The sequence below is a fragment of the Nocardiopsis salina YIM 90010 genome, from assembly GCF_000341025.1.
GTDB classification, from domain to species: domain Bacteria; phylum Actinomycetota; class Actinomycetes; order Streptosporangiales; family Streptosporangiaceae; genus Nocardiopsis; species Nocardiopsis salina.
On the sequence record NZ_ANBF01000001.1, the window covers coordinates 35,856 to 53,288 of the forward strand.

At 69.2% G+C, this 17,433-nt stretch carries 17 protein-coding genes; 9 read left to right on the plus strand and 8 right to left on the minus strand.

All coding sequences use genetic code 11. The annotated features are described in order from the left end of the window. Positions 1–42 precede the first annotated feature (42 nt). Complete coding sequence (locus D474_RS0100165) at positions 43–1,314, plus strand: APC family permease (RefSeq protein ID WP_017611577.1); 1,272 nt, start codon at positions 43–45, stop codon at positions 1,312–1,314. A gap of 18 nt (positions 1,315–1,332) precedes the next feature. Here D474_RS0100165 and D474_RS0100170 read toward each other — a convergent pair whose 3' ends face one another. The 5 genes from D474_RS0100170 to D474_RS0100190 form a co-directional block, all read right to left on the minus strand. Beyond that, entirely contained in the window at positions 1,333–2,073 is a 741-nt protein-coding gene (locus tag D474_RS0100170; protein WP_017611578.1) for an NUDIX hydrolase, read from the minus strand. A gap of 32 nt (positions 2,074–2,105) precedes the next feature. Then, entirely contained in the window at positions 2,106–2,837 is a 732-nt protein-coding gene (locus D474_RS0100175) for an HAD family hydrolase (protein WP_017611579.1), read from the minus strand. Positions 2,838–2,976: 139 nt separating this feature from the next. After that, positions 2,977–3,924, minus strand: coding sequence for a VWA domain-containing protein (locus D474_RS0100180; protein ID WP_017611580.1), 948 nt, complete (start codon positions 3,922–3,924; stop codon positions 2,977–2,979). 43 nt (positions 3,925–3,967) lie between these two features. Next, positions 3,968–4,936, minus strand: a complete 969-nt coding sequence (locus D474_RS0100185) for a DUF58 domain-containing protein (RefSeq protein ID WP_017611581.1) — start codon at positions 4,934–4,936, stop codon at positions 3,968–3,970. Between the two features lie 5 nt (positions 4,937–4,941). Continuing rightward, positions 4,942–6,003 carry an AAA family ATPase gene (locus tag D474_RS0100190; RefSeq protein ID WP_017611582.1) on the minus strand — a complete coding sequence of 354 codons (1,062 nt, stop codon included), beginning with the start codon at positions 6,001–6,003 and terminating at the stop codon, positions 4,942–4,944. 155 nt (positions 6,004–6,158) lie between these two features. Here D474_RS0100190 and D474_RS0100195 point away from each other — a divergent pair, with 155 nt between their 5' ends. From D474_RS0100195 to D474_RS0100215, 5 genes are all read left to right on the plus strand, one after another. After that, a complete protein-coding gene (locus D474_RS0100195) occupies positions 6,159–6,887 on the plus strand; it encodes a hypothetical protein (RefSeq protein WP_026118034.1) in 729 nt (242 codons plus the stop codon). A gap of 609 nt (positions 6,888–7,496) precedes the next feature. After that, complete coding sequence (locus D474_RS0100200) at positions 7,497–8,264, plus strand: HipA family kinase (RefSeq protein ID WP_017611584.1); 768 nt, start codon at positions 7,497–7,499, stop codon at positions 8,262–8,264. Beyond that, positions 8,261–8,698, plus strand: a complete 438-nt coding sequence (locus tag D474_RS0100205; RefSeq protein ID WP_017611585.1) for a DUF3037 domain-containing protein — start codon at positions 8,261–8,263, stop codon at positions 8,696–8,698. Before D474_RS0100200 ends, D474_RS0100205 begins: the two co-directional genes overlap by 4 nt. 195 nt (positions 8,699–8,893) lie before the next feature. Next, positions 8,894–10,174, plus strand: coding sequence for a multidrug effflux MFS transporter (locus D474_RS0100210; RefSeq protein WP_017611586.1), 1,281 nt, complete (start codon positions 8,894–8,896; stop codon positions 10,172–10,174). 159 nt (positions 10,175–10,333) lie between these two features. After that, positions 10,334–12,370, plus strand: a complete 2,037-nt coding sequence (locus tag D474_RS0100215) for an AMP-binding protein (protein ID WP_017611587.1) — start codon at positions 10,334–10,336, stop codon at positions 12,368–12,370. Positions 12,371–12,456: 86 nt separating this feature from the next. On the opposite strand, the gene D474_RS0100220 is transcribed toward D474_RS0100215, so the two are convergent. The 3 genes from D474_RS0100220 to D474_RS0100230 form a co-directional block, all read right to left on the minus strand. After that, positions 12,457–13,116, minus strand: a complete 660-nt coding sequence (locus D474_RS0100220) for a LuxR C-terminal-related transcriptional regulator (protein ID WP_017611588.1) — start codon at positions 13,114–13,116, stop codon at positions 12,457–12,459. Next, positions 13,068–14,336: a sensor histidine kinase gene (locus tag D474_RS0100225; protein WP_017611589.1), complete on the minus strand. Its 1,269-nt coding sequence runs from the start codon at positions 14,334–14,336 to the stop codon at positions 13,068–13,070. Before D474_RS0100225 ends, D474_RS0100220 begins: the two co-directional genes overlap by 49 nt. A 117-nt stretch (positions 14,337–14,453) precedes the next feature. Next, on the minus strand, positions 14,454–15,383 hold the full coding sequence (locus D474_RS0100230; RefSeq protein WP_017611590.1) for a hypothetical protein: 930 nt from the start codon (positions 15,381–15,383) through the stop codon (positions 14,454–14,456). A gap of 143 nt (positions 15,384–15,526) precedes the next feature. Here D474_RS0100230 and D474_RS0100235 point away from each other — a divergent pair, with 143 nt between their 5' ends. The 3 genes from D474_RS0100235 to rnhA all read left to right on the plus strand — a co-directional run bounded on the left by D474_RS0100235 (position 15,527) and on the right by rnhA (position 17,393). Continuing rightward, on the plus strand, positions 15,527–15,958 hold the full coding sequence (locus D474_RS0100235) for an SMI1/KNR4 family protein (protein ID WP_017611591.1): 432 nt from the start codon (positions 15,527–15,529) through the stop codon (positions 15,956–15,958). A 74-nt stretch (positions 15,959–16,032) separates the two neighbouring features. Further along, on the plus strand, positions 16,033–16,704 hold the full coding sequence (def, locus tag D474_RS0100240) for a peptide deformylase (protein ID WP_017611592.1): 672 nt from the start codon (positions 16,033–16,035) through the stop codon (positions 16,702–16,704). A gap of 215 nt (positions 16,705–16,919) precedes the next feature. Then, on the plus strand, positions 16,920–17,393 hold the full coding sequence (gene rnhA, locus D474_RS0100245; RefSeq protein WP_017611593.1) for a ribonuclease HI: 474 nt from the start codon (positions 16,920–16,922) through the stop codon (positions 17,391–17,393). Positions 17,394–17,433: the final 40 nt, after the last annotated feature.

Below are 17,433 nucleotides of genomic sequence, written 5' to 3' on the forward strand. Positions count from 1 at the left end.
GCCCCGGACGCACGCCGGGGTTGACCATACAAGGAGACCCCGTTGACCACCTCTTCCGGACCGCAGGCCAGACCGCACCGGAGCCTGGGCACCATCGATGCCGCCGCCATCGGTGCGGGTGCGATGCTCGGTGCCGGGGTGTTCTCGGTGTTCGCGCCCGCAGCGGTCGGCGCGGGCGCCTGGCTCCCGGTCGCCATCGCCATCGCCGGTCTCGTCGCCTACTGCAACGCCGTCTCCTCGGCACGGCTGGCCGCGCGCCACCCCGAGTGGGGCGGCGCTTACGTGTACGGGACCGAGCGCCTGGGCGAGCTGTGGGGCTTCCTGGCCGGGTGGGCGTTCGTGGTGGGCAAGGTCGCCTCCTGCGCCGCCATGGCGCTGACCTTTGCGCATTACGTGCTTCCGGGGTGGGAGAGACCGGCTGCCGTGGCCGCGGTCGTGGTGATGGTCGCGCTCAACTTCCGCGGCATCAGACGTTCCACGCTGGTGGTCAAGGTCCTTGTACTGCTGGTGCTGGGCGTGCTGGCGGTGTCCGTGGTCGCCATGCTCATGAGCGGGCGCCTGGCCGCGGTCGCTGAGGTCGACGGGCTGGGGCCCTGGCCCGGCTCCTTCGGTCTTCTGGGCTCGGCTGCGATGATCTTCTTCGCCTTCGCCGGCTACGCCCGTGTGGCCACCCTGGGCGCCGAGGTGCGCGAGCCGCGTACCACCATCCCCCGTGCGATCAACCTGTCGATGGTCACGGTGCTGGTGGTCTACATGGTCGTGGGCACCGGGCTGCTCATCGTCCTGGGGCGTGAGCGCCTCATCACCAGCGAGGCGCCGTTGGTGGACGCGGTCCTGGTCTCCGGCCAGCCCTCACTGGTGCCGGTGATGGTCGCCGGCGCGGCCGTGGCCAGCCTGGGAGCGCTGCTGTCGCTGTTGCTGGGGATCTCGCGCACCACCGCCGCCATGGCCTCGGACGGGCACCTGCCCCGCGCCCTGGGCATCGTGCACGAGCGCTCCGGCGTGCCCCACCGGGCCGAGGCCGCAGTGGGCACGGTGGTCATCGTGTTGATCCTTTTCGGCGACCTGACATCGGCCATCGCCTTCTCGGCCTTCGGTGTGCTGGTCTACTACACCGTCACCAACGCCTCGGCTCTGCGCCTGGGCCCGGACGAGAACCGCCCGCCCCTGGTGGCTCCACTGGGCGGGCTCGTCGGCTGTGTGGTGCTGGTGTGCAGCCTGCCCTTGCCCGTGATCGGGCTGGGTGTGCTGGTCCTGGGCGCGGGTGCGGGCCTGTGGTGGGTGCGTGACCGGATGGGCCACCGCGCGGGCTGAGGCGAGACCGCCCCCGATTCAGGGGCGGCCGACCAGGAACTCCAACCCGCGCCGCGCTGTCGTGGACAGGTGCAGTCCCGAGAGCTCCTCGGGCGTGAACCAGCCGCACTCACACGTCGAGCCACCGCTCTCCAGCACCTGCGCCGGCCGGGGCTCGGGCACGAACACGTGCGAGAAGACCCAGACGGAGTAGATGTCGGTGCCGCTCTGGACGGCCCTGCGGTGGCTGGTCACGGTGATGAGCTCACCGACCACACCGTGCTGGCCGGTCTCCTCCAGCACCTCGCGGCGCAGGGCGGCACGGGAGTCCTCGCCGTCGTCGACCCCTCCGCCCGGCAGATGCCATGTTCCGGCCCCGGGGAACCCCTCGGAGATCCGGCTGAGCATGATGCGCCCGGACGCGTCGGTGACGATGCCGTAGGAGGCGAACCGTCGAAGGCGCGGGCGTTCGGCCTCCTCGCCCGCGACATCCTCCTCGGCCTCCAGCTCGGCCGGGCCCGGGGCCAGGGCTGCCGAACCGGCCAGCTGCGCCCAGCTGTGGCGGTGTGCGGGCTCGGCGAAGACCACCCGGTCGATGTGCAGCCGCCGACCGCCCGGGCGCGGCACCAGTTCGGTGATCACGTCCACTGCTGTCAGTGGGGCCTCGGGCGCCAGGCCGTTGCTCTCGCGCAGCAGCACGGCCGGGTCCTGGCCGAACAGCACACGTTCGCCGCGCAGCTCGGGGCCGTGGGCGCCCGCAGTGATCAGGTGCGCGGTCACGCGCCTAGTCGTCCCCCCTCGGGGGTCGGACTTCACAGGGTCCCCGCGGGGGCCGGGCCGGAGACGCCGGTCATGGAGAGCAGTTCGTCGAGCGAGGTGATGGTGGTCAGGCCCTCGTCGCCGGCACGGCGCTGACGGTCGATGACGACCGGGCGCATGCCCGAGGCCACGGCGCCCACGGCGTCGGCCTGAACCTGGTCGCCCACGTGCCAGCAGTCGGCGGGGTCCACCCCCAGGCGCTGGGCGGCGGCCTCGAAGATGCGGGGCTCGGGCTTGCCGGCGCCGGCGGTGTCGGCGCACACCACGGTGTGGAAGTACCCGGCCAGTTCCATGCTCTGGAGCTTGGGGTGCTGCATCTGCTCGGGCCCGTTGGTGACCACGGCCAGGCGCAACCCGGCCGACCCCAGGGCCTGCAGTGCGGGGTGCGCGTCGGCGAAGACCTGCCAGGAGCTCCGGTGGGTCTCCAGGTAGAGCCGGTAGAGCTCGTCGCAGTGGTGGTCGGAGATCTCCGAGTGCCCGGCCTGCACGGCCAGGGCCCGGATGCGCTCGCGGCGCTGCTGGTCCAGGCTCAGCTCCCCGCGCAGGTAGGCACCGAAGGAGATCTCGGTCTGGACGTCCCACAGGCTGCGTGCGGCACCGAAGTCGGGGTGGCCGAGCCGCTCCATGACCGCGCGCAGTCCCGCCGAGGACGCGCCCGCGTCGTCGATGAGAGTGTCGTCCAGATCGAAGCAGATCGCGGCCGGGGTTGCGGGATTGTTCGGCATCGTTCCTCTATGGATGGGCAGGACAAACAACCCAACGCTAACCCGTTGATCAGATGGAAAAGGTGTAAACCCCACTGAAAGGGATGTGTCCAAGATCACTGTACGGCCCGTCGGTGCAGCGCTTCGCACCGCGGTCGGGTCACGGCATCCGCTGGAACCACAGCAATGAGGTCACAGCGGTACCCAGGATCAACAGGATCGCGACCACCACGAATCGTGTGACGATCTCCTCGTGCACGACCTCGGTGCCCAGCGAGGAACCGATGTCCTCGTAGACCTGGTCGAGCTCCTCCTCGCTCTCGGCCTCGTAGAAGTGGCCCCCGGTGTCGTCGGCCAGCCCCTGCAGGGCGTCCTTGTCGATGTCGGCGGGCACCTGGTAACCGTCGATCTCGATCATCGCCGCCCCCGAACCGAAGGCGATCGTGGAGACCGGGACCTCCTCCTCGGCCGCCACCGCCGAGGCCTGGGTGATGTCGCGGCCGCTGGTGTTCTCCCCGTCCGAGAGAAGCACGATCGCCGAGGGCGGGGGATCCTCGGCCGACTCCTCGTCGAACCCGCGGATCGCCTCCATCGACGCGAACACCCCTTCGCCGATGGCCGTTCCCGGCCCCAGGCGCAGGTTCTCGACCGAGGAGATCACCGCCTGGTGGTCATGGGTGGGGGAGGAGACCACCGTCGCGGTCGAGGAGAAGGAAACCAACCCCACGTTGAACCGGTCCGGAAGTGTCTCGACGAACCCCTGAGCCGACTCCTTGGCCGCCGCCAGCCGGTCCGGCTCGATGTCGTCGGCCGCCATCGACAACGACACATCCACCGCCACCATGATCGTGGCGCGCTCCCGGGGCTGCTCCACCGGCATCGCGGGCTGGGCCACCGCCGCCACCAGCACACCGAGCGCGGCGGCGAACAGCGCCGGGGGTACGTGCCGGCGCACGTCAGGGCGGTGCGGGACCACCTGGTCGAGCAGATCGAGGTTGGTGAAACGTACCGTGTACTGGCGCCGTCGGCGCTGGGCCAGCACGTAGGCGGCCACCACCGCGACCACGAGCAGCAGCCACCACAGCCGCTGGGGTTCCAGAAAGGTCATGGCCTGTACCCCCCGTGCCTCGTTCGGCTCGTTCTCGCTTCGGTCACCTGGGAGCCCCCGGAGTGTGGCGGGCCAGGTGGCGGGCGGTGCGCCGCTGGTGGATGACGAAACGTGCGATGTCCAGGACCCAGTCCCGGTCGGTGCGCAGAGCTAGATGGTGCACACCACAACGCCGCAGCGTCCCGCGCACCGCCTCGCGCTGGGCGGCGGCCGCCTGCCGGTACTTGTTCCGCACCGCACGGGTCAGGCGCACATCGCGCACCCGCCCCGTACGCGGATCCCGCAGCGGCACGTCCCCCACTTCGGGCAGATCGAGCTCGCGCGGGTCCAACATCTCCACGACCAGTACCTGATGGCGCGTGGACAACTGCCTCAACGGGCGCTCCCACGTCGCCTCACCTCCGAAGGCCGGGGTGTCCAGGAAATCGGAGACGACCACACGCAGCCCGCGGCGCCGCCGCGTGCGCGCCAGGTCGTCGAGCGCGTCGGCCAGCGTGGCCCCGCGCGGATCGGGGTTCTCCACGTCCCCGGTGGGGGCGGCCGCCACCGTCGCCAGCAACGACAGCAACGCCTCCTTGCCCGACCGGGCCGGCCAGCGCCGGATCGCGCCCCGGTGCAGGAAGTGCGCCCCGAACCGGTCGCCCACACGCTGGGTCAGCAGATTGGCCGCCACCATGGCCCCGACCGCCACCTCGCGCTTGGTCCGGGTCTGGGTACCGAAATCCATGCTCGGCGACAGGTCGAGCAGGGTCCAGCTCTCGAGCTCGCGGTCGGCGACCAGATCGCGTACGTGCGGGGCGTCGGTGCGTGCGGTCACCGCCCAGTCCATGTGTCGGACGTCGTCCTCACCGGGTTGGTACAGGCGTGCCTCGGCCGCCTCCGAGCCCGGCCCCAGCCGCAGTCCCAGGTGTTCGCCGTGCAGCAGACCGTCCAGCCGGTGCACGATCTTCAGGTCCAGACGGCGCAGTGCTGCACGCAGGCGGGGGTCGGTGCCGATAGCCGGTGGTCTCACGCCGCTCACCTCGAGGGGGCGAAGGAGGCGCTCTCCCCGCTGGGTGGTTCGTCCCAGATCACCCGCGGTGCCATCACGGTCGACAGGATGCGCTCGACGACCTGCCCGGCGGTGATGCCGTCGGCCAGAGCGTCGAAGGTCAGCACGAGTCGGTGGGCGATCACGTCGCGGGCCAGGGTGCGCACGTCGTCGGGCAGGACGTAGTCGCGACCGCGCAGCAGGGCCAGTGCGCGGGCGGCGGCCACGAGTCCGAGGGTGGCGCGCGGGCTGGCGCCCACCTCCAGCACCTGGCGCAGGTCCGGCATCTGGTAGTTCTCCGGCTCGCGGGTGGCCATGACCAGGCGCACCACGTAGTCGGAGATGAGCTGGTGCACGTGCACCTTCTGGGCGTCGGTCTGCAGTTCGCCGAGGGTCACCGGGTCCAGGACCTGGTGGGCGGTGGGCGGTGCGGCCGACATCCGTCGCAGGATCTCCATCTCCTCGTGCGCCTTGGGGTGGCCCACGTCGACCTTCATGAGGAAGCGGTCGCGCTGCGCCTCGGGCAGCGGGTACACGCCCTCGGACTCCACCGGGTTCTGGGTGGCGATGACGATGAAGGGCGAGGGCAGCGGGTAGGTGGTCCCGCCCAGGGAGACCTGGCGTTCGGCCATGACCTCCAGCAGCGCCGACTGGACCTTGGCCGGGGCGCGGTTGATCTCGTCGGCCAGCACGAAGTTGGCGAAGACCGGCCCCAGCTCGACGTCGAAGCGTTCGGTGGAGGGGTGATAAATCCGGGTGCCCACGATGTCGGAGGGCACCAGGTCCGGGGTGAACTGAACCCGGGCGAAGGAGCCCCCGGTGACCTTGGCCAGGGTCGACACGGCCAACGTCTTGGCGATGCCCGGAACCCCTTCGATGAGACAGTGTCCCTGGGCGACGAGGGCGATCAAGGACCGCTCCACCATGGACTCCTGGCCCACGATGACCGTCGAGACTTCGTGCAGCGCTGCACGAAGCAGTCTGGTCGGCTCTCCCGGTGTGCTCTCCGGCCCCGGGGAGGGAGCGGAGCCGTTGCCGGTCTCTGCCATGTTCCGCCTTCCCGACATGGGTACCCCGTTGGCATGGGGACGCGAATAGGGTGTGGATCACCCACCTGTGGCGACACTACCCGTTCGGCGCGGCGGCCGTCGGGTGGACAACGCCGGGACCACAGCGGGCGGGCGAGCGCGAGAGGGGGCGCGAGATGGCCGGTCCCACGTCGGGCCTGACCGAGACCGACCCGACCCAGTTGGGCGGTTACCGCCTGGAGGGCCGGTTGGACACCTCCTCGCTCGGGGTGGTCTACCTGGGACGGGACAACACCGGCGCGCCGGTGGACGTGGCCGTCCTCAACGCGGGTGCGGGTATCGACCCGGGCTCGCGACGACGATTCGTCGACGCCGTCGCTGGGGGAGAGGACGTGCTCTCGGCGCGCACGCGCGGGCGCGCTCCCCTGTGGGTCGCGGTGGCCCACGACGAAGAGGGCCACGGGGCGGGTGAGTACCTGCGCAAGGCAGGTCAGGGCGGTCCGGTGATGGCCGCGGGCCCCGTGGTGATGCCGCACTGGGCCGGCGAACGTTCGGGGGCGGTGCGGTGGACGGCCTGGGACGGCCGGCGGGGGAGCAGTGCCGCGGCCGGCCCTGGCAACTGGGGGCTGATCCTGGCCCTGGCGCTGTTGCTGCTGTTCCTGCTGTTGGTGATCACGCTCCTGTACTGGTGGATGCTGCAGTTCCCCCAGCCGGACATGTCGATGGACGGCAGCCCCGACATGGAGTCCGGCCCACCCGAGGACCCTGGTGAGGATGCGAGCCCCTCACCGGGGGAGGAGGGCGAGCCCGAGGGGGGCGACGAGGGCGACGAGGAGGTCCCCGCGCCCACCACCGGTGAGGAAGAGGGCGACGACTGGGGCGACCGGCCCGAGGACAACCTCTGATGGTTGATCGTGGAGTACCCGGACCGGGAGTGGGGTGCTCTCCGACGGCCCCGGTGTCGGCCAGGGGAGCGTGTCTCTGCTGGTCGGTGGTGGTTTTCCGGGATAGCGGCGGGCGCGCTCCTGTCCCTTGAGGGAACGGCCTCTTTCGCCTGGAAAATTCACGGCTCGGTTCAGTATTAGATCTACAACGTAAAGGTGCTCTGGCTTTTCAAAGAAAAACCTTACAGCAATTCGTGTGCGGCTACGCCGCACACCCTTTCCATGGCTCCGCCACACNGCTAGAACGCGTTCAGCGTCTCGTTGCGGCGTCGGTGGCGGGTGGGGCAGGGATGGACACGGCATCGGCCGCGCTTGTCCCGGAGCGGCCGACGGTGGGTTTCCACAGCCCCTCGACAACGCCACCTCGGATTCGTCCCTCCAATTCGTCGGTGCGTACTACTTCGCGCGGCCCTCTGCACGGCGGAAGTGCACCAGCGCAATCGGCGACGGCCTCGGGCAGGTCCGACACCTCGTCCGGGAGGGGGACGGTGAGATGTGCCGCGATCCCTGGGACGGGGGTGTGACAGAACCGCGGTGCATGCGGGGGCGGGCGTCGCTCCGCGGGTGCCTATGCTGGTCGGCGTGCTGAAAAAGGTGATCGCGACGCGGTACGTGTTGCCGCTGCGCGAAGGAGGATCGCTCCCGGGCTTGGTGGAGGCCGACGACCTCGGGACGTACGTGGTCAAGTTCATCGGCGCCGGCCAGGGGCGCAAGACGCTCGTGGCCGAGGTCGTCACCGGTGAGCTGGGTCGCGTGCTCGGATTGCCGGTTCCCGAACTGGCGGAGGTGGAGTTCGACGCCGTCATCGCTCGGAGCGAGCCCGATCAGGAGGTTCAGGAGCTGCTCAGGTCCAGCGGCGGGCTCAACCTGGGTATGGACTTCCTGCCGGGGGCGCTGGGGTTCGATCCGCTCGGTTTCGACATCGGCTCCGATCTGGCCGGGCGCATCCTGTGGTTCGACGCCTTGACCGGCAACGTGGATCGTTCCTGGCGCAACCCGAACATGTTGCTCTGGCACGGGAAGCTGTACCTGATCGACCACGGTGCGAGCCTGATCTTCCACCACAGCTGGGCCAATGCCGACCGGTTCGTCACCCGGCCCTACGCCGCCGAGGACCATGCGCTCATCGACTCCTCTCCCGATCTGAAGGCCGCCGATGCCGCGCTTGCCCCGCTGGTCACCGAGGAGAGGCTGCGCGGTGTGGTCGCGATGGTGCCTGACGAGTGGCTGGTGGACGAGCCGGGGTTCGCCTCGGCCGACGAGGTGCGTGAGGCCTACGTTCGGCACCTGTTGGCGCGGGTCGCCGATCGTCGTTGGCTGCCGGAGGTGGCGCAGTGAACCAGTTGCAGAGGTACAGCGATGCGGTGACGACCGGACGGGTCGGTGAGCAGCGCGATCTTGTGGTGTTCGAGTATGCCTTGTTGCGGGTGGTGCCGTGCCTGGAGCGGGGTGAGTGCGTCAATGCCGGGGTGATCCTGTACGCACAGGAGCAGGGGTTCCTGGCGGCCCGTTGGTCGCTGGAGGAGGAACGGTTGCTGGCTCTGGCGCCGCAGGTGGATGTCGAGGGTGTGCGCCGTGCCCTGGAGTCGGTTGCGGCGATGTGTCGGGGCGGTGCCGAGGCCGGGTCCGCCGGTCGTGAGCGTCCTGGGCAGCGGTTCCGGTGGTTGACGGCGCCGCGGAGCACGGTCGTGCAGCCCGGGCCGATCCACGGGGGGTTGACCGAGGATCCGGCGGCCGAGGTGGAGCGGTTGTTGGATCGTCTGGTGCGCTGAGGTTCTGGGCTCGTGTGGCGGCGGGTGTGGTGCCCGCCGNGTGTTTCGTACGGGTAACCGAGGTCACATTCTTTCCGGGTGGGACGGGGCAGCTTTTCCGGTGTGGGCGGTGTTGGTATGGAGTGGCCCCTTGTCGGTGGATGCGCTCCCAGGGTGTGTACGCCGGCTCTTCGTCTCGTGTGAACTGGAGTGCTTGTGCGGTCCCCGAACTCCCCCGACCCGGTCGCAGACCAACAGGGTGTGGAGCCCCCCGACGAGGCGCGTCCGAGGTCGCGCCGGTCGGTCGTGCTCCTGGTGCTGGTGCTGGGTCTGCTGACGGCGACCGGTCCTTTGGCCACCGACATGTACCTGCCCGCGTTCCCGCAGATCACCGAGGATCTGGGGACGGTCGAGGCTCAGGTGCAGCTGACGTTGACCTCGATGATGTTGGGGCTGTCGTTGGGGCAGCTGATCATCGGGCCGATGAGCGATGCGCTGGGTCGGCGCAAGCCGTTGTTGGTGGGGATCGCCGTGTTCACGGTGACCTCGGTGTTGTGTGTGTTCGTGCCCAACGTGACGGCGTTCATCGTGTTGCGGTTCATTCAGGGGATGGCCGGTGCTGCGGGTGCGGTGATCGCGCGTGCTGTGGTGCGCGATCTGTTCCGTGGTGACGAGGCGGTGCGGTTCTTCTCGCGGTTGGCGCTGGTGATGATGCTGGCTCCGCTGTTGGCCCCGTTGTTGGGGGCGCAGCTGTTGCTGGTGGGGCCGTGGCAGCTGAGCTTCTGGGTGCTTGCGGGCATGGCGGCGCTGAGTTTCGTGGTGACGCTGCTGTGGTTGCCCGAGTCGTTGCCCGAGGCCGCGCGGGTGCGGCGGGGGCCGCGGGAGCTGGTGGCGACGGTGGGGCGTCTGGTGCGTCAGCCGCGGTTCATCAGTCCGGTGCTGACGCTGGGGTTGAGTTTCGGGATGCTGTTCACGTACGTGTCGGCGTTCTCGTTCGTGTCTCAGCAGGAGTTCGGTGCCTCGCCGCAGACCTATGCGTGGCTGTTCGCGGTGAATTCGTTGGCGATGATGGCCGGTACGCAGACCAACGGGTTGTTGGTGGGCCGGGTGGAGACACTGCGCCGGTTGGGTGTGGGGTTGTCCTTGGCCTTGTCGTCGGTGGCGGTGCTGACGTTGATGTCGTTGGCGGGGGTGGCCTCGTTGTGGACGGCTGTGGGGCTGCTGGCGGTGATGATGTTCAGCGTCGGTTTCATCATGCCGAATGCGACGGTGACGGCGTTGGACGGCCAGCCGGTGGCGGTTGCCGGTACGGCCTCGGCGTTGATGGGGTCATTGCAGTTCGCGATGGGTGGTGGTGTGGCCGCGTTGGCCGGGCTGACGCCTTCGGGTGAGGCCTCGTTGGTGAGCATGTCGGTGGTGATGGTCGGGGCGGCGTCGTTGTCGGCAGTGGCGTATGTGTGGTTGCTGCGTGCCAAGCGGGCTTCGGTGGCGGACTGAGCGGTGTGCGCGGGGCCGATGTGCCTGAGTATGGGCGGTGTGGGTGGTGGGGTCCGGGTTGCCGTGGTGTGGGGGTTGCGGGCACAGTAGGGCCGACTTCCCCGATGTGGGCGGGTCCGTTCCGGGTCCGCTCTTGGACGCGGCAGAGGAATGAGTGGTATGGGCGAGGCGAGTGTCACCCCTGGTACGCGGGCCCGGCGGTTGTCCGGGTTGGGCGAGCTGGTCTACGAGGTGGCGACCGCCGACGCTCACGCTCAGACATGGTCGGTGGTCTCCGGTGAGGACGGTGACTGGGAGCGTGTGACCGCGGGGGCCTTCGCCACGGATGTGAGTGGTGTGGCCAAGGGCCTGGTGGCCGCTGGTGTGGGTGAGGGCGACAGGGTCCTGCTGGTGGCCGACAACCACCACGACTGGGTGCGGGTGGCCTTCGCGGTGTGGACGGTGCGTGCGATTCTGGTGCCTTTGCCGGCGGTGGCCTCGGCCGAGCGGCTGGCGCACGTGGTGCGCAGTACGCGGCCGGCCGCTGCGGTGGTCGAGGGTCGGCGTGCGCACCGTGTGGTGGCGGGGATGCAGCGCGAGTTGCCGGACCTGGGCCGTGTGTGGCGGTTGACGCCGGGCCTGCCCGAGGTGGTCTCGCTGGGGGCGTACATGGATGCGTCCGCGGTGCGGTTCCGGCGTGAGGCGGCCTCGTCGGAGGATGCGGCGGTGATCGCGTTCCCGATGAGTACGGTGTCGCGGACGATGCGCGGTGCGGTGCTCACGCACGGGGCGTTGTTGGCGGCCGGTGCCGATGTGATCGACCGGATGTGGCCGCGGTTGTCGGCGTTGGAGCCGGGGGCGGCGAGTGCGCTGTTGGACGAGCCGTTGTCGCAGGCGCAGGGGCTGGCCTCGTTGGTGGCGTGTGTGGTGGGCCGGGTGCGTGTGGGGGTGGGTCGGCCGGGTTCGTTGCGGGCGTCGTTGATGGGGTTCCGGCCCACGGTGGTGGTGTGCGGGGCGTCGTTGTTGATCTCGGTCTACGACGCGCAGCGGTCGGCGGCCAAGTCGACGGGGTGGGACTCGTTGGGGACCTTCAACGCGTCGGTGGATGCCGCGGTCCAGTTCGACCGGTCTCCGAAGAAGGGTGCCTGGCGGCGGCTGTCGCGGTCGATGTACGACTGGTCGTTCTCGAAGGTGCGTGAGGTCTTCGGTGGGCGTGTGCATCTGATCGTGTGCTGGGGCGGTGCTCTGCCGGAGAAATTGGATGCTTTCTACACCGGTGTGGGGATGCCGGTGATGCAGGTGTTGGGGTGTGCGGAGACGGCGGGGGTCTTCGCTGCGAACGGTCCTGAGGGGCGTGTGGCCGGTTCGGTGGGGTCTGCTCTGCCCGGGCGTGAGGTGTGGGCCTCGCGGGAGGGCGAGCTGTTCGTGCGCGGGGGTGCGGTCTTCTCGGGGTACTGGGACGACGCCGAGGGGTCGCGTTCGGCGTTTCGTGAGGGCTGGCTGGCTACGGGGGTGGCGGCCGAGGTCGACGGTGATGGTGTGGTGTGGCCTCGGGGCCGGGAGCGGGTGCAGTCGGCGTCGGCTGCGGTGCCGGGGCGTTTCGTGGCCGGTTCGGTGGGGTCGGGTCCGGGGGTGCGCGGGCCGGCTCAGGTGGGTCCGGCGCCGGGTTCCGAGGCGAGCGGTGGTGCCGTGGAGCGGCGTGCTGCGGGTCCGTCCCCGGCGGTTGGGCAGGGTGCCTCTGATGGTGCGGCGACGGTGGAGCTGCCGGTGGTGGCCGGTTCCGGGGCCGGTGGTGGGGCTGCTGCTGCGGCGGAGCCCTCTGACGGGGAGCTGGTGGCCGGGTTGGAGGCGCGGCTGCGTGCGCATCCGTTGATCAGTCAGGTGATGGTGATCGTGGAGGGGCGGCCGTTCGCGAGTGCGTTGGTGACGTTGGTGCGTGACCAGTTGGAGTACTGGCGGTTGGTGAACGGGCGGCCGTTGTCGATGGCGGCGGAGGAGATCGCGGGGGACCCGGATCTGTTGCGTGAGGTACAGGGGTTGGTCTATGAGGCCAATCGGAGTGTGCCGCGGCGGTTGGCCGTGCGTTCGTTCCATGTGTTGGCGGAGGAGTTCACGGCGCAGTCGGGGTTGGTGTTGGCCTCGGGGGAGTTGCGGCGTGAGGCGGTGTTGCGGGCCTTCTCGGAGGAGATCGAGGGTCTGTACCGCTCTCGGCCCTAGGACGTGTCGGTGCGGGCGGTGTCGGTTGTGTGCCGGCGCCGCCCGTTTCGTGTGTTCGGTGGGTGGTCGGGGTGGGGTTGTGGGGCTCAGGTGGGGTTGTCGGTCCCGTTGAGGTAGGCGAGGACGGCGAGGACGCGGCGGCTGTCGTCGGTGGAGGGGGCGAGGTCGAGTTTGGTGAAGATGTTGTTGATGTGCTTGCTGACGGCTTTGTCGGTGATGAACAGGCGTTGGGCGATGGCGGGGTTGGAGCGTCCTTCGGCCATTTCGGCGAGGACTTCGCGTTCGCGGGGGGTGAGGTCGGCCAGGGGGCCGCTCTGGTCCTGGCTTGCGAGGAGTTGGGAGATGACGGCGGGGTCCATGGCGGTGCCGCCTTCGGCGACGCGGCGGATGGATTCGATGAATTGGCCGATGTCGAAGACGCGGTCCTTGAGGAGGTATCCGACGCCGCCGTGGTCGTCGGAGAGGAGTTCGCGGGCGTAGAGCTGTTCGACGTGTTGGGAGAGCACGAGGATGGGGAGTGCGGGGATCTGGGTGCGGGCGTCTATGGCGGCCTGGAGTCCTTCGTCGGTGAAGGTGGGGGGCAGGCGGACGTCGACGACGGCGACGTCGGGGCGGTGGTGGGTGAGGGCGGTGTGGAGGTCGGGGCCGTTGTCGACGGCGGCCACGACGGTGCAGTCGTGGGCCTGCAGGAGGCGGATCAGGCCGTCCCTGAGGAGGGCAAGGTCTTCTGCGATGACAACGCGCACGGGATCTCCAGGGTGATGATGGTGGGTCCGCCGGGTGGGCTGGTGATGTTCATCGTGCCATCGAAGGCGTCGATGCGGCGTTCGATGCCGGCCAGGCCGCTGGCGGGGGTGGTGGTGGCTCCTCCGTGGCCGTTGTCGGTGACGGTGATGACGAGGCGTTTGTTGCCGTGGTTGATGTGGACCCAGGCGTGGGTGGGGTTTGCGTGTTTGGCGGCGTTGGTGAGTAGTTCGGCGATGGCGAAGTAGGCGGCTGATTCGACGGGGTCGGCTGGGCGTCCGTCCAGGCGCACGGTGACGGTGACGGGGAGTTGGTGGGTCAGGGCCAGGGCGTGGACGGCGCCGTGGAGTCCGCGTTCGACGAGGACGGGTGGGTGGATGCCGCGGACGAGGTCGCGGAGTTCGGTGAGGGCGTGGCGGGTGGTTTCGCGGGCTTCGGTGAGCATGGTGCGGGCGGTGTGGGGGTCTTGGGTGACGATCTGTTCGGCCATGCCCAGGTGCATGCCGAGGGCGACGAGGCGGGCTTGGGCGCCGTCGTGGAGGTCGCGTTCGATGCGTCGGATTTCTGCGGATTGGGTGTCGATGGTGTTGGCGCGGCTGGTGGCGAGGTGTTGGACGCGGGCGGTGAGTCGGGCTTTGGCGGTGGGGGTGAGGAGGAGGTGGTTGAGGCGTGTGTAGAGGGTGAGTGCGGGGTGGGTGAGGCGGTGGGCGAGGTAGAGGAGGGTGGTGGCGATGGTGATGAGTAGGAGGCGGGTGCTGAGGGTGTGGGGGATGGGGAGGTCGTAGATGGTTCCGGGGGTGGGGGTGAGGGCGGTGGTGGCTTGGTGGAGGGCGTGGATGGCGAGGGTGGGTGGGGTGGCGAGGATGAGGAGGCTGAGGGGGGCGGAGATGAGCCAGAGGAGGTCTTTCCAGGTGGCTGGGTCGGTGATGAGGGTGCTGGCTCGGCGGTTGATGCCGGTGGGGGGTATGGGGCGGTAGGTGGGGGTGAGGGGTTGGTGGGTGAGGTGGGTGAGGGTGTGGCGTTGGCTGTTGGCGAGGGTGCGGAGGAGGGTGCCGGTGAGGATGACGAAGGGCAGGCCGATCCAGATGAGGGTGAGCAGGGCGGAGGCGATGACCAGGGGCAGGAGGAGGAAGGCGGCGATGTGTTGGGAGAGCAGGAGGATGAGGTAGGCGAGGGTGGTGTGTGGTGGGTGGCGGGTGCGGTGGTGGGGTGTGGTGGTCATGGTTCCTGCTCGTGGGTGGTGTGGGTGGGTGTCCTTTCCATTGTGGGGGTGGTGGGGCCCGGCCGGTGGTGGTGGCCGGGGCTGTGGGGCGGTGTGGGTTCTTGTTCGTGTGTGGGGTCAGGGCCAGCGGATGTCGGTTGCGGGGCCGAGTTCGTCGGTTCCGAGGGCGTCTTTGAGTTGGGTCCAGGCTTGTTCGGGGGTGTTGTCGGTGCCGTCGCAGGTGCGTTGGTCGCAGGCGGTGTGTTGGCTCATGGCGCCTGCGAAGTCGAGGTGGCCGTGTTGTCCGTGGGTGTGGATGTTGGCCCATTGGTGGGCTTGGGTGCCGTCGGTTCGGTAGATCTGCGGGATGAGGTGGACGTTGTCGTGGGTGGCGCCGGCGGCGGTGTGGACGTCTTGGAGGGTCCAGTTGTTGTTGCAGGGGCCGTCGCCGTCGGTGGGGCAGCCGTCGGCGGAGTTGGCGGCGTAGAGGGGTGCGGTGGTGGTGGAGGTGTAGGCGTCGAGCCAGTCGTGGGCCCAGGTGGGGGTGGACCAGGCGGGTTCGGCGTCGATGGCGCCGGTGATGGTGACGTTGGGTGTGGTGGAGCGTTGTTGGGCGGTGTGGATGGTGTTGGCCCAGGTGGTTCCGGCGTGGGTTCCGGTGGGTCCTCCGTCGTCCTTGTTGTTGACGCCGAGGGCGAGGTGGGTGGTGGTGTCGGCGGTGGCGCATTCGGTGAAGCCTTGGGCCCAGTGGTGGGCGTAGTCGAGGGCGTCGGTGGTGGGGGTGCGTTCGGTGGTGGTGTCGGGGCTTGTGCCGGGTTGGCGGAGGGTGTCGTCGTCTTCTTGGGTGCCGAAGAAGACGATGGTGAGGCCGTTGGTGTCGGCTTGGGCTTGGGAGCAGCCGTTGGTGTGGGCTTGGTCGTTGGTTTGTGGGAGTGGGGCGTAGTGGCTGGTGGTGTGTCCGGGGTAGTCGGGTCGGGGTGTGGGGTGGGCGGTGGCGGGTGTGGCGAGGGTGAGGGTGAGTAGGGCTGCTGTTGTGGTGGCTGTGGTGGTCAGGTGTGTGTGGTGCATGGGGTCCAGTTGAGCGCGGGGGTGTGGGGTGGGGCACGCAGGTGGGGTGTTGGGAGGTTGTGGGGCATTCGGGGTGGGTGTTTGTTGGGGGTTTCTGGTGCGACTCGCCGTCGTCGATTTCCCGTGTCTTGGCCCGACCTGTGATGATCGGGGGTGTGTGGCGTGAACTGATCTGGGAGATGTATCCGGAGGCCGTGTTGGCCGATCCGGTCGACGAGGTGACCTTGTCCGAGGTGGAGAAGCACTTGCAGCTTCCTCTGCCGTTCGAGCTGGCGTCGTTGTTGCGCGAGGTGGACGGGGTGGCCAATGAGTACGGGGACGCGGTGGTGTGGAGTGCGCGTCGTCTGGTGGAGGACAACCTGGGGATGCGGCGGGGGGCGGGTTNTGCGCCCTTCGGCGAGATGATCTTCTTCGGTGATTCGGACATGGGGCCGCAGTTCGCGTACGTGCACACCGATTACGGTCCGGGGATCGTGGTGTGGGATCACGAGACGGATCGGCGCCGGTTGGTGGTGGTGTCGTTGCGGGACTACTTGGCGCGGTGTCTGATCCAGGGGAATTCGTGGTTCCGGTGAGTGGGGGGTTGACCTGCCGGTTCGTGCTACTTTTTCGGTGTTGACCGAGGTTGAGCACGTTTGAGAGTAGGACCATGTCGGAGCAGTCCACGGCCTCGCAGGTGGCCGCTGTGGTGCAGGGCCGCCAGGTGTCGGAGTTCGGTGAGTTCGCCCCGGAGGCGGTGCGGGGTGGGGTCCTGCGGGTGACCGAGGCGGGCGAGGAGGTCTTGCACCGGCGGTGTGCTGATGTGGGGCCGGACATGTTGGGCGGTTCGGAGCTGGGGGCTCTGGTCGATGACATGTTCCGGACCATGTATGCGGCCGAGGGTGTGGGGTTGGCGGCCAACCAGGTGGGTGTGGATCTGCGGGTGTTCGTCTACGACTGCCCTGATGACGAGGGTGTGCGGCACGTGGGTCATGTGGTGAACCCGGTGTTGGACGAGCGTGATGTGGACGATGCGGTCGTGGTGGAGGCCGAGGGGTGCCTGTCGGTTCCGGGGCCGCACGCTGATCTGGGGCGGGCCGAGCATGCCACGGTGCGGGGTGTGGACCGTGACGGGGAGCCGGTGGTGGTGTCCGGGAGCGGTTTTTTCGCTCGGTGCCTGCAGCACGAGACCGATCACACGGTCGGCAGGGTGTATGTGGATCGGTTGTCCAAGCGTGAGCGCAAGCGGGTCCTCAAGCGGATGGAGGAGATGCGCGAGGGGGTTCTGGAGCGGCGTGAGGAGCGTGCCGGGGAGCTGAGTGAGGAGCTTGCGGTCTCCTGAGGGGCCTGCTGTGGCTGGTTCGAGGGCTTCGACCTGCGGGTCGGGGCCCTTTTGTCGTGTTCGGGCCAGGTCGGGCCCGTGGGAGCCTTTGTGGGGGTGTGTGGTCCACTGGTGGGCTCACGAGGGTGCCAATGGGGTGGATTGGCTCTGCCATTGGCTCTGACGTGGGGGGTTGTGATCCCGTTGTGATGCGCGGGGGCGGTAGATTGCCCGGCATGCAGAACGGGGACTCAGGCGGCGGTGAGCCGACACAGCAGGTGGTCATCTACACCGACGGGGCGTGCAGCGGCAACCCCGGCCCGGGCGGGTGGGGCGTGTGGTTGCGCTACGGCGACCACGAGAAGGAATTGTTCGGCGGTGAGCGCGAGACCACCAACAACCGGATGGAGCTGATGGCGGCGATCCAGGCGTTGGAGGCGCTGCACCGTCCGATGCCGGTGGTGCTGCACACCGACTCCTCCTACGTGCGCAACGGCATCACCTCCTGGGTTCAGGGGTGGAAGAAGCGCGGGTGGCAGACCTCGGCGAAGAAGCCGGTCAAGAACGTGGACCTGTGGCAGCGCCTGGATGCGGCCCGTGAGCGTCACGAGGTGGAGTGGCGATGGGTACGCGGCCACAGCGGTGACGAGGGCAACGAGCGCGCCGACGAGTTGGCGCGGCGCGGTCGGGACGAGGCCGCGGTGGGTTGAGTCCGGCGGCCGGCCACCGGTGTGGGCCCGTGCCCCTTTT